The organism is Photobacterium alginatilyticum, assembly GCF_009910675.1.
Taxonomy (GTDB): Bacteria; Pseudomonadota; Gammaproteobacteria; order Enterobacterales; family Vibrionaceae; genus Photobacterium; species Photobacterium alginatilyticum.
Map to the genome: position 1 here is coordinate 68,523 of NZ_RSEJ01000029.1, position 11,126 is coordinate 79,648.

An 11,126-nucleotide genomic window follows, 5' to 3' on the forward strand; every position below is an offset into this window, starting at 1 on the left:
AGCATTCTTGTTCTTCCCGCACTTCTTCCGACAACACTTGATCCGACCTATTTTAGTGGTTATTATTCCCGCTCCTTTGGGGAGTAGCCTCTCGATCTATCGAGATAATCGTCAACATAATTGAAGCAAAATCTTCATGGCGGTTATGACTCACACTAATCCTACTAGTGAGTTTGGCGAGACCATTGGCAAACCAGCATGAACCGGGGTGGGGCATGTGCGTTTGTCCGTGGTTGTTTACTATAATCCTCGCCCCAATGAGCATGCCGTGAGTGTTTTAGCTGTTTCAATTACTACTGTTGCCTTGGCCGAAATTGGTGATAAAACCCAATTACTATCGCTGTTGCTGGCGAGCCGATATCGCAAACCTTTACCTATCATCTTGGCGATTTTTCTGGCTACCATTGCCAACCATGCCCTGGCAGCCTGGCTCGGTGTCGTTGTGGCTGATTATCTGACGCCGGATGTGTTGAAGTGGGTGCTGGTTGTCAGTTTTGTGCTGATGGCAGGGTGGATCCTGATCCCCGACAAGCTTGAAGATGACGAAAAGATCTCTAACCGTGGCCCGTTCGTGGCAAGCTTTATTGCTTTTTTTGTGGCGGAGATTGGCGACAAGACCCAGGTCGCGACAACCATGCTCGGGGCAAAGTATCACGATGCGCTAATTATGGTGGTGCTGGGCACGACTATCGGGATGCTACTGGCCAATGTTCCTGTTGTATTGATTGGCAAGCTGTCGGCGGAGCGTATGCCGCTGGGGATCATCCGAAAGGTGACCGCTGCGATGTTCGCCGGCCTGGCTGTTGCTGCGGTATTCGGACTGTAAGAATGATGAACACCATGTTTCACATGGAACATTAAGCCGGATTATTTAGATGACAAAGCGATGACAGCTTGATGAACTGTGACTTTGTTTGCAGTGTGCAACTGGATGCCATGCTAAGGTGAAACCAGTGACGATAAGCTGTAAGCAGGAGGGAGTATGAACCGTTTTGTTGCTATTTCTCCGCAAAGCCAGTTTTGGCTGTTCAACGTGGCGTTAGCCCTTAATATTCTTGGAATGGTTCTCACGGATATGTGGCTGCCAATGGTGGTCGGTGCCATCGTGACTACCTACTTGTCCGTCGACGCCTTGGTACGTCTACGCTATGTGATCCCGATGAAAAAAGAGATCCGGGAGCTACGACACGAGTTAGAAAAAGCGCAAAAGACAATGCGTGATAATTACCAATAGGCTTGTGCGTAACAGCAGACAGCCAGCAACAACAGAATAAGCAAAAGGCAGCTCGGTGAGCTGCCTTTTTTAATTGGTGCCTTTTTGGATCAGATACCGATAGGGAAGCTGCTCGGTGTCGGCGGCCAGCAGGGTATGGTCCATAAAGCGGCAAAAGCTGGGAATATCCCGGGTGGTTGACGGATCATCGGCCGTGACCAGAAGCGTGTCTCCCTCGGCCATCTTACGGACGGTTTTGCGTACCATCATTACCGGCTCAGGGCAGCGCAGTCCCTGGGCTTCCAGGCTGTGAGTCGGGTTTTCAAAAATCGCTGTCATAACATGTACGTGTGGTTTCGAAGACTCTGATCATACTTATGGGTAAGAATTAATCAATAAGGCTTGGCAAATCAAAATAAAACGTGTAACGTATTTAACAAGTCGTTAACGTTTGTCTTCTGAAGGATTAGGAGGAACTATGTTGACTCAGATGGATCGCTTAACCATTTACTGCGTGCTGTGCTTTATTACCTTTTGCTCTCTGGTTCTGCGCAGTCCTGACAATACAAGTATTTTCGCGCTTGGTGGTTTAATTGCCGCCGCGCTCGGTCTCTGGTTTGAACTCACCAACTCGCCAGAGCTCGAAGAGGAAGAACATTAACATTGCACATCTACTACACTCCCCCAGTTTTCTTGGGCTTCCCCGCTTTTATAGCGGGATTTTTTTTGCCTGCCGTTCCATAATATCTCTCCCTATAGCGTGATTACCTAATAATAAGGCCTGTTATGGAGCTGGAAGAAGTCTATCGCCGTGATTTAAATTTACTGGTGGCACTGAAAGTGCTGCTGGAAGAAGGCAGTGTCAGCCGGGCGGCGGTAAGGCTGAACCTGAGCCAGTCTGCGATGAGCCGGGTACTGGGACGTTTGCGGGAGTTGCTGGGTGATCCGCTTTTTACCCGCCAGGGTCAGCGTTTATTGCCAACCCAGAGAGCGCTGGAACTCAATGATTCGCTAAACGAGCCCTTGGAGGCGATGCGCATTCTGCTTACGCCGAGTGACTTCAAACCGGCGCAGTGCGAACAGCACTTCGTTATCGCAACGACCGACTATGCCATGCAGACTATTTTGCCGTTTGCCTTGCCGCGTATCTACGAAGAAGCGCCGAATATTTCATTGGAGTTTCCCCCGCTGCAGCATGATCACTTGCTGGAGCAGTTAACAACGGACGGCTGTGATATGGCAATCTGCCGGCCAATAGGTCCAATCGACCCCTTATGCCGCGACCATTTGGGGCTGGTGAGCGTGTTCTGCATGCTGTCAAAGAACCACCCCTTGGCAGATAAGGAGCTCACGTTAGAGGATTACCTGACCTTTCCCCATGCCATCATTGCGATCAGTGACGGGGTAAAATCCTTGATTGATGAAGCGCTACGCGGGTATCGTCAGCGCAAGATGGTACTGCGGGCCTATCACCTCGAGGCTGCTCTTGCCATAGTCGACAAGATGCCCTTGCTGATAACAGTGCCTGCAGACTTGGCCTACCTGGTGGCAGATAAGCATAATCTGGTGATCAAGTCGTTACCGTTTGAATTCAAACCGTTTGACTATTCTCTGATCTGGCATCCGCGCTGCGAACATTCGGCGTCACAGATCTGGTTGCGCAATCTGCTTCAGGAAGAGTGTGGCAAGCTTATCGATAAGCGGATTTATGACATGGGGCTGCTATAACCCTGGTCTGCTTGCCGGTAGAATAAAAAAGGCCAGCATTAGGCTGGCCAAGGTAGTCATCTGTTTCTTTTATTATGTTCTTGGGTTTATAGCTTAATCACGACGCGACCGGTGATTTGGCCGTTGGTAATAGCTTCTGCGCATTCCGCGACGCCTTCAAGGGTCACTTCACGGCATGCCTGCTCGTAGTAACTTGCAGGAAGCAGTTCAGTCAGGCGTTGCCATGCCTGCTGACGTTTCTCAAACGGACAGGCAACAGAGTCTACACCTTGCAGTCTGACATTGCGTAGGATGAAAGGCATGACGGTGGTCGGCAGATCAAAGCCACCGGCCAGGCCGCAAGCAGCAACGGCGCTGTTGTAATCCATTTGTGCCAATACTTTTGCCAGAACCTTGCTACCGACGGTATCTACCGCACCTGCCCATACCTGTTTTTCCAAAGGACGAGCCGGCTCTTCAAATACACTGCGTTCAATAACACGTGCTGCGCCAAGCTGTTTTAGCAGCTCACCATTTTCTTCAACTCGGCCAGTAACAGCGGCTACTTGGTAACCCATTTGTGCCAGAAGCGTGACGGCAACAGAGCCAACACCACCGCTCGCGCCTGTTACCAGAATTTCACCCGCCTCTGGTTTTACGCCTGCATCGACCAGAGCCTGGACGCAAAGCATGGCGGTAAGACCTGCCGTGCCAACCATCATGGCTTGCTTGCCATTTAGACCGGATGGCAACGGGACAAGCCAATCGGCTTTCAGGCGTGCTTTTTCAGCCATGCCGCCCCAGTGGCCTTCGCCAACTCCCCAGCCGGTCAAGACAACCTGATCGCCAGCCTGGTAGCGGCTGTCGCTTGACTCAGACACGGTACCGGTCAGATCAATGCCAGGAACCATTGGAAACTGGCGAACAATTTTGCCTTTACCTGTGATGGCCAAGCCATCTTTATAGTTCAGGGAAGAGTAATCGACATCGATAAGCACATCACCTTCGGGTAGCTGTGATTCGTCGACTTGCTGAATACCAGCGATTGTTTTTTTCTCTTCTTGGTTAAGAACCAGTGCCTTAAACATAGGTATGCTCCGAGTTTATGAAAGGGGCGTTGCTGGATTACGAGTGTAGTCCGGTTAGTGCTATGAATAAAATGAAACTTTATCATTTAATCTATGCTTACTGTGCATTCATAGCCGGAGGGAAATTCAGTAGATTGAGTGAGGGAATAAAGAGCCCGCAGGAGCGGGCTCTGGTTGAGTGGTGGTTATTCGACACGCTCAAAGACGGTGGCAATCCCCTGACCTAAGCCGATACACATGGTCGCCAGGCCAAACTGTACATCCTGATGCTCCATCAGGTTGATCAGCGTGGTAGAAATGCGAGAGCCTGAGCAGCCTAGCGGGTGCCCCAGTGCGATAGCTCCGCCGTTAAGGTTCACTTTCTCGTCGACTTTGTCGAGAAGACCGAGGTCTTTGGCACACGGCAGTGACTGGGCGGCAAAGGCTTCGTTAAGCTCAATCATTCCGATATCGTCCATGGTCAACCCGGCACGTTTGAGCGCTTTCTGGGTCGCCGGTACCGGGCCGTAACCCATGATGGACGGATCGCAACCGGCGATGGCCATGGATTTCACTCGGGCACGGATTGTCAGACCGAGTGCTTTGGCTTTATCCTCGCTCATCACCAGCATGGCAGAGGCGCCGTCAGACAGGGCTGACGAGGTACCGGCAGTGACCGTGCCGTTGGCAGGGTCAAAGACTGGGCGGAGGCCTGCCAGCGCCTCGACCGTGGTTTCCGGGCGGATAACTTCATCGTAGTCAAACAGCTTCAGGGCTCCTGCTTCGTCATGGCCTTCGGTAGCCAGTATTTCATTGTTGAAGCGACCTTCCACGGTGGCGGCCTGGGCTCGCTGGTGGGAGCGGGCGGCAAACTCATCTTGCATCTCCCTGCTGATACCATGCATTCGGCCCAGCATTTCAGCGGTCAGTCCCATCATGCCAGCCGCCTTGGCGACTGATTTTGAGAGCCCCGGGTGGAAATCGACCCCATGGTTCATCGGTACATGACCCATATGTTCGACGCCGCCAATCAGGCAAGTATCGGCGTCGCCCACCATGATAGTGCGTGCGGCATCATGTAATGCCTGCATTGATGAACCACATAGACGGTTGACTGTGGTTGCGCCCACTGTGTGCGGGATCCCTGCCAGCAGTGCGGCGTTTCGGGCCACGTTAAAGCCCTGTTCCAGGGTCTGCTGAACACAGCCCCAGTAGATATCCTCAATCGAGGCCGGATCCACCTGTGGATTACGAGCCAGCAAACCTTGCATCAGGTGGGCGGAGAGATCTTCTGACCGGACATTTCTGAACGCACCGCCTTTAGATCGCCCCATCGGGGTACGGATACAATCAACAATTACGACATTATTCATTTTCTGTTCCTCATCCTTAAGCCGTTCTTAAGCATCTTGCTGTGCGTTGTAGTAGGTTTCGCCCTGGCTGGCTTTTTCACGTAACCCTTCCGGCACCTGATAAACCGCACCGAGATGGGCATAGTGATCAGCCATCGCTACATACTCAGCCAGACCGAGAGTATCGAGGTAACGGAAGACACCGCCGCGGAATGGTGGGAAGCCGAGACCGTAGACCAATGCCATATCGGCTTCGGCCGGGCTGGCGATGATGCCTTCCTCCAGGCAGCGGACGACTTCGTTAATCATTGGGATCATGATGCGGGCGATGACTTCGTCGCTGCTATAATCGGTGGCTTTACCGACGACAGGGGCCAGCAGTTCGGCAACCTCCGGATCCAAGGTTTTCTTCGGCTTGCCTTTGCGGTCGATCGAGTAGGCGAAGAACCCTTTGCCATTTTTCTGACCGAAGCGCTTGGCTTCGAACATGGCGTCGACGGCATCCTTGTAGTCTTTGCCCATGCGCTCAGGGAAGCCTTCCGCCATGACGGCCTGGGCATGGTGGGCGGTATCAATACCGACAACATCCAGCAGGTAGGCTGGGCCCATTGGCCAGCCGAACTGTTTTTCCATGATCTTGTCTATTTTGGTGAAATCGGCACCGTCACGAAGCAGCATGCTAAAGCCGGCAAAGTATGGGAAAAGGACGCGGTTGACGAAAAAGCCCGGGCAGTCATTGACGACGATAGGGGATTTGCCCATTTTGGCGGCGTAGGCAACCACGCGGGAAATGGTCTCTTCCGATGTTTTTTCGCCGCGGATGATCTCGACCAATGGCATACGGTGCACAGGGTTAAAGAAGTGCATGCCGCAGAAATTTTCAGGTCGTTTGAGTGACTTGGCCAGCTGGTTGATCGGGATGGTGGAGGTATTCGACGTGATGACCGTCTCGTCATTTACTTTGTCTTCGATTTCGGCCAATACCGCCGCTTTGATTTTCGGATTCTCGACGACAGCCTCGACAATAACATCACTGTCTTCGATACCGGCATAGTTCAGGCTGGGGTGGATTGCCGACAGCACCTTGGCCATTTTCAGGCCGTCGATTCGCCCGCGTTCCAGTTGCTTGTTCAGCAGTTTGGCGGCTTCTGACATCCCGAGTTCCAATGACGGGTCGGCAATATCTTTCATCATAACTGGCACCCCTTTCAGGGCTGACTGGTAAGCGATACCTCCTCCCATGATCCCGGCACCCAGTACAGCCCCCTTGCGGGTTGCCTTGCCTTCCTTGGCCGCCTGTTTGGCTTTGCTTTTGATCAGCTGATCATTGAGGAAGATACCGACTAACGCCTGGGCTACGTCAGTTTTGGCCAGTTTGATAAAGTGTTTGTTTTCGATAGCGAGCGCTGCGTCTCTCGATAAGCGGGCTGCCTCTTCGATGGCAACAACGGAAGTAATCGGCGCGGGGTAGTGCGGACCGGCAATCTGGCTAACCATGCCTTTGGCCATGGTAAAGCTCATGGTCGCTTCAATCTTGTTGAGCGGAAGAGGCGCTTTCTTTTGTGCCCGACGCTGTTGCCAGTCAAGTTTGCCGGCAATGGCATCCTTGAGCATGGTAACGGCTGCTTGTTTGAGGTTTTCTGGGGCAACAACGGCATCGACCAGACCAAGTTTCAGTGCGTCCTTGGCTTTTTTGTCTTTGCCGGCAGTAATGATTTCCATCGCTGAGTCGGCACCGATAAGGCGAGGAAGGCGAACTGTACCGCCAAAACCAGGCATGATTCCTAGTTTGGTTTCTGGTAAACCGATGCGGGCAGTACTGTCTGCTAGACGGAAATCGGTGGCGAGAACACATTCACAGCCGCCGCCCAGGGCGTGGCCGTTAATAGCGGAAAGCGTAGGTACGGGTAGATCTTCTAATTTATTAAAGATGTCGTTGGCATGGGCAAGCCATTGTGACAGCTCTTCGGCAGGTTTGGCGAATAGGCCAAGAAACTCTTTGATATCAGCACCGACAACAAATGCATCTTTATCCGATGTCAGTACCAGGCCTTTGAGGTCGCTTTGCTGATAAAGGGCATTCAGGGCTTCGTTGAAGCTTTCCAGGGTTTTCAAATCAAACTTGTTGATTGGGCCTGGGGCGTTGAGGTTAAGCTCCGCAATGCCATCGTCCAGATAGCTGACGGATAGGGTTTCACCTTGGTAAATCATGTTCTATCTCCGTGAATTCCGGTTCTTTGCCGAATTTGATTTAACTGGTTTGACCTGTTGCCAGGTTAAATCTAGTCTGAACCTGTTATGCAACGATTACAACACCTATTTTAAACAAATGTTTAACTTTTTGCTGCGTGCTGATTGGGGTTTTTTCCAGTTATGTGATGTTTTCCTATATCAAACAATTGTTTGTGGTTTTGGGGTGTGTTGTGGGAGAGAAAAGGTTTTTGTTGCGATTTTGTTGTCTTTGACCGAGGTTTGAACTAAGCCGAAAGGGAAAGTGTGGCACCTGCCGGTAAGTTTGCTTGTGAGCGCATCGTCGATAGCTTATCGCTTTGAAATCGTAACAGGTTATAGATAACAACTCGTTATCGCGCCTGTTGTGGTATCCTTCGCTCTTATTTTCCTGATTTTGTTTGTGGCTTTTTGATGACAGCAACAGAACCCTATTTTGTGCCAGCAAATGAAGCCTGCTTTGAAGAAGAGATAAAAAAGAGTCGCTTCATTACTTATCTTGCCCATACACCGAATGTCGAGGCGGCGAAAGCATTTGTTCAGTATATAAAGAGCAAGCATAGTGATGCTCGCCATAACTGCTGGGCTTTTGTTGCCGGTCGTCCTTCAGATTCGATGAAGTGGGGCTTCAGTGATGATGGTGAACCATCTGGTACCGCAGGCAAGCCGATACTGGCGCAATTGACTGGTTCGGGGGTGGGAGAAATCACCGCAGTGGTTACTCGTTACTCCGGTGGTATCAAACTCGGTACTGGTGGGCTGGTGAAAGCCTATGGAGGAGGGGTTCAGCAGGCGTTAACTGTGTTGCAAACCAAAGAAAAAGTAATAACTTCGGAACTTAGACTGCGCTGTGAGTATAATCAGGTGTCACTAGTCGAGTCGTTGCTTGCCGAATATGCAGGGATTCAGCTTCATGCTGATTATGGAAACCAGGTTCAAATGACCGTGGAAATTGACAGCCGAGTGGTGGATGAGTTTGTTGCCAAGCTCACCAACCGCAGTGGGGGTCGTATTGTCCCGCTATCTGATTTCAATTAATCGCACGAATAATCATAACTACAGGATGAGAGCCGGCTAAGGCATGCAATTTCGTTCCATCATCAGAATTGTCGGGCTTTTGCTCGCGCTATTTAGTGTCACGATGCTGGCACCCGCACTGGTTGCGTTTATTTACCGTGACGGTGCAGGGCTTCCCTTTGTGGTCACCTTCTTTCTTCTCTTTGCGGGCGGTGCCATGTTGTGGCTGCCGAACCGCCATTATCGCCGTGAACTTAAAGCCAGAGACGGTTTCTTGATTGTGGTCTTGTTCTGGACCGTTATCGGCAGTGCAGGTGCAGTGCCTTTTATATTGGCCGAAAACCCTGACTTATCCGTAACCGATTCCTTTTTTGAGGCTTTCTCGGCGCTCACAACAACCGGTGCGACAGTCATTGTCGGCTTGGACGAGTTACCGAAGGCGATTCTTTTTTATCGCCAGCTACTGCAATGGTTTGGTGGTATGGGGATCATTGTCTTGGCCGTCGCCATTCTTCCTGTCCTGGGGATCGGTGGTATGCAGCTATACCGGGCAGAAATTCCCGGCCCGGTGAAAGATAGCAAAATGACCCCTCGGATAGCCGAGACAGCCAAAACGTTATGGTATATCTATCTGGCTCTGACGATTAGCTGTGCCGTTGCGTTCTGGGTGGCAGGAATGAGCGTATTTGATGCCATCTCCCATAGCTTCTCGACGGTTGCGATTGGTGGCTTCTCGACCCATGATGCCAGTATGGGGTATTTTGAGAGCCCGACAATCAATATGATCACGGTTGTTTTCCTGTTGATTTCAGCTTGTAACTTTTCACTTCACTTTGCAGCTTTTGCCAATGGTGGCATTCACCTGCGTACCTATTGGCGAGATCCTGAATTTAGAGCGTTTCTGGCGACACAGTTTATCCTGTTGCTTATCTGTTTTGGTCTGCTGCTTAAGCATCATTCGTATGACTCACTGTATGATGCTTTTGATCAGGCGTTGTTCCAGACCGTCTCTATTTCAACGACAGCGGGTTTTACGACTACCAGCTTCTCGGAATGGCCGTTATTTCTGCCAGTATTGTTACTTTTCTCTTCCTTTGTCGGTGGCTGTGCAGGTTCGACAGGCGGTGGGATAAAAGTGATCCGGATGCTGCTTCTATTGTTACAAGGTGTGCGTGAACTCAAACGTTTAGTCCACCCGAGAGCGGTGTACACCATTAAAGTGGGTAATAAGGCACTGCCGCAGCGGGTTGTTGATGCGGTATGGGGCTTTTTCTCGGCTTATGCGCTTGTTTTTGTGATTTGCATGTTGGGGCTAATCGCAACTGGGCTTGATGAATTAACGGCTTTTTCTGCGGTTGCGGCGACATTGAATAACCTTGGCCCGGGGTTGGGTGAGGTGGCCGTACACTTTGGTGAAATCAATGACCCGGCAAAATGGGTGCTGGTGATCTCTATGTTATTTGGTCGTCTGGAAGTGTTCACTTTGTTAGTACTGTTCACCCCGACGTTCTGGCGGAATTAATCTCTATATAAAGGAGAAAACGTGGAAAAGGTATTATTGCTTCACTCGAGCAGTGATGGACAGACGATTAAGATCCTTCGTCATATTGAATCAGCTTTAGGTGAAGGGTACCAGTGCGAGCTAATGGACTTGAATGGACTGCCGACGGTTGATTTCGCTTCTTATAATAGGGTGCTGATCGGTGCATCTATTCGTTACGGCCATTTAAATAAGCAGCTCTATCGCTTTATTGCAGCCAATCAGGCTGCATTAGAGAAGTATAAGGTTGGTTTTTTCTGTGTAAACCTGACAGCGAGGAAGGAAGGAAAGAACACGCCAGAGACCAGTGCCTATATGAAGACATTCCTGAAAAAGTCCCCATGGCAGCCGAAATTACAGGCCGTATTTGCTGGCGCATTGCGTTATCCCCGTTATGGCTGGTTTGACCGCGTGATGATCCAGTTCATTATGCGTATTACCGGGGGAGAAACGGATACCTCAAAAGAGGTTGAATACACGGATTGGCAAAAAGTAGAAGAGTTTGCAGGCCGTTTTAGCCAGTTTTAAGTGGCTTTTTTGATATTTTCGGGTGTTTTTTGTTCGAACTGTCAATTAGTGCTATTTTTTTTCAAAAAGCCCCTTGCCAATGTGATCGAAGTCTCTATAATGCGACCCCACTGACACGGAACACGGCAACTTAGCCGGTAACCAGTCAGTTTGTTCTTTAACAATTTGACCATGCAATCTGTGTGGGCACTCGTGAAATGATCAGTCAAAAGATTTATCAGTGAACTGAGTGACCAATACAAATAACTTCGGTTATTTGGCACAGTCAATTCGTTCTAACTTAGTTAGAACAATCAGTATTCATTGAGCCGGTCGAGAGACCAAMAAAACTTTAATTGAAGAGTTTGATCATGGCTCAGATTGAACGCTGGCGGCAGGCCTAACACATGCAAGTCGAGCGGCAGCGACAWMAYTGAMCCTTCGGGKGAYKTKWTGGGCGGCGAGCGGCGGACGGGTGAGTAATGCCTGGGAAT

General features: G+C 50.5%; 11 protein-coding genes, 1 rRNA gene and 1 riboswitch. Of the genes, 8 read left to right on the top strand and 4 right to left on the bottom strand.

Annotated elements, in window-relative coordinates; genetic code table 11:
• The first annotated feature begins 73 nt into the window (after positions 1–73).
• Positions 74–175: riboswitch (yybP-ykoY riboswitch) on the top strand.
• A 93-nt stretch (positions 176–268) separates the two neighbouring features.
• Together EIZ48_RS22730 and EIZ48_RS22735 are read left to right on the top strand one after the other, a co-directional pair.
• A complete protein-coding gene (locus EIZ48_RS22730; RefSeq protein WP_160656693.1) occupies positions 269–826 on the top strand; it encodes a TMEM165/GDT1 family protein in 558 nt (185 codons plus the stop codon).
• Between the two features lie 156 nt (positions 827–982).
• Positions 983–1,234: a hypothetical protein gene (locus EIZ48_RS22735; protein WP_160656696.1), complete on the top strand. Its 252-nt coding sequence runs from the start codon at positions 983–985 to the stop codon at positions 1,232–1,234.
• A gap of 69 nt (positions 1,235–1,303) precedes the next feature.
• Here the strand turns inward: EIZ48_RS22735 and tusA are convergent, their stop codons facing one another.
• A complete protein-coding gene (gene tusA, locus EIZ48_RS22740) occupies positions 1,304–1,552 on the bottom strand; it encodes a sulfurtransferase TusA (RefSeq protein ID WP_075762040.1) in 249 nt (82 codons plus the stop codon).
• Between the two features lie 139 nt (positions 1,553–1,691).
• On the opposite strand from tusA, the gene EIZ48_RS22745 reads away from it, so the two are divergent.
• Positions 1,692–1,874 (top strand): hypothetical protein, encoded by a 183-nt coding sequence (locus tag EIZ48_RS22745; RefSeq protein ID WP_075762041.1) that lies wholly within the window; start codon positions 1,692–1,694, stop codon positions 1,872–1,874.
• 125 nt (positions 1,875–1,999) lie between these two features.
• Positions 2,000–2,941 (top strand): LysR family transcriptional regulator, encoded by a 942-nt coding sequence (locus EIZ48_RS22750; protein WP_160656699.1) that lies wholly within the window; start codon positions 2,000–2,002, stop codon positions 2,939–2,941.
• An 86-nt stretch (positions 2,942–3,027) separates the two neighbouring features.
• Here EIZ48_RS22750 and acuI read toward each other — a convergent pair whose 3' ends face one another.
• From acuI to fadB, 3 genes are all read right to left on the bottom strand, one after another.
• A complete protein-coding gene (gene acuI / locus EIZ48_RS22755; protein ID WP_160656702.1) occupies positions 3,028–4,008 on the bottom strand; it encodes an acrylyl-CoA reductase (NADPH) in 981 nt (326 codons plus the stop codon).
• Between the two features lie 185 nt (positions 4,009–4,193).
• On the bottom strand, positions 4,194–5,360 hold the full coding sequence (gene fadA / locus EIZ48_RS22760; protein ID WP_160656705.1) for an acetyl-CoA C-acyltransferase FadA: 1,167 nt from the start codon (positions 5,358–5,360) through the stop codon (positions 4,194–4,196).
• Positions 5,361–5,387: 27 nt separating this feature from the next.
• Complete coding sequence (gene fadB / locus EIZ48_RS22765) at positions 5,388–7,550, bottom strand: fatty acid oxidation complex subunit alpha FadB (RefSeq protein WP_160656708.1); 2,163 nt, start codon at positions 7,548–7,550, stop codon at positions 5,388–5,390.
• Between the two features lie 432 nt (positions 7,551–7,982).
• On the opposite strand from fadB, the gene EIZ48_RS22770 reads away from it, so the two are divergent.
• From EIZ48_RS22770 to EIZ48_RS22785, 4 genes are all read left to right on the top strand, one after another.
• Positions 7,983–8,606 carry a YigZ family protein gene (locus tag EIZ48_RS22770; RefSeq protein ID WP_160656711.1) on the top strand — a complete coding sequence of 208 codons (624 nt, stop codon included), beginning with the start codon at positions 7,983–7,985 and terminating at the stop codon, positions 8,604–8,606.
• 43 nt (positions 8,607–8,649) lie between these two features.
• Positions 8,650–10,107, top strand: coding sequence for a TrkH family potassium uptake protein (locus tag EIZ48_RS22775; protein ID WP_160656714.1), 1,458 nt, complete (start codon positions 8,650–8,652; stop codon positions 10,105–10,107).
• A gap of 21 nt (positions 10,108–10,128) precedes the next feature.
• Complete coding sequence (hemG, locus tag EIZ48_RS22780) at positions 10,129–10,653, top strand: menaquinone-dependent protoporphyrinogen IX dehydrogenase (RefSeq protein ID WP_160656717.1); 525 nt, start codon at positions 10,129–10,131, stop codon at positions 10,651–10,653.
• 332 nt (positions 10,654–10,985) lie between these two features.
• Positions 10,986–11,126 (top strand): 16S ribosomal RNA (locus EIZ48_RS22785); the annotation flags it as partial.

What these genes read in the sequence shown, in the direction of transcription:
- EIZ48_RS22735 (WP_160656696.1), top strand. Translation starts at nt 983, where the DNA reads ATGAACCGTTTTGTTGCTATTTCTCCGCAAAGCCAGTTTTGGCTGTTC.
- tusA (WP_075762040.1), bottom strand. Translation starts at nt 1,552, where the DNA reads ATGACAGCGATTTTTGAAAACCCGACTCACAGCCTGGAAGCCCAGGGA.
- EIZ48_RS22745 (WP_075762041.1), top strand. Translation starts at nt 1,692, where the DNA reads ATGTTGACTCAGATGGATCGCTTAACCATTTACTGCGTGCTGTGCTTT.
- EIZ48_RS22750 (WP_160656699.1), top strand. Translation starts at nt 2,000, where the DNA reads ATGGAGCTGGAAGAAGTCTATCGCCGTGATTTAAATTTACTGGTGGCA.
- acuI (WP_160656702.1), bottom strand. Translation starts at nt 4,008, where the DNA reads ATGTTTAAGGCACTGGTTCTTAACCAAGAAGAGAAAAAAACAATCGCT.
- fadA (WP_160656705.1), bottom strand. Translation starts at nt 5,360, where the DNA reads ATGAATAATGTCGTAATTGTTGATTGTATCCGTACCCCGATGGGGCGA.
- fadB (WP_160656708.1), bottom strand. Translation starts at nt 7,550, where the DNA reads ATGATTTACCAAGGTGAAACCCTATCCGTCAGCTATCTGGACGATGGC.
- EIZ48_RS22770 (WP_160656711.1), top strand. Translation starts at nt 7,983, where the DNA reads ATGACAGCAACAGAACCCTATTTTGTGCCAGCAAATGAAGCCTGCTTT.
- EIZ48_RS22775 (WP_160656714.1), top strand. Translation starts at nt 8,650, where the DNA reads ATGCAATTTCGTTCCATCATCAGAATTGTCGGGCTTTTGCTCGCGCTA.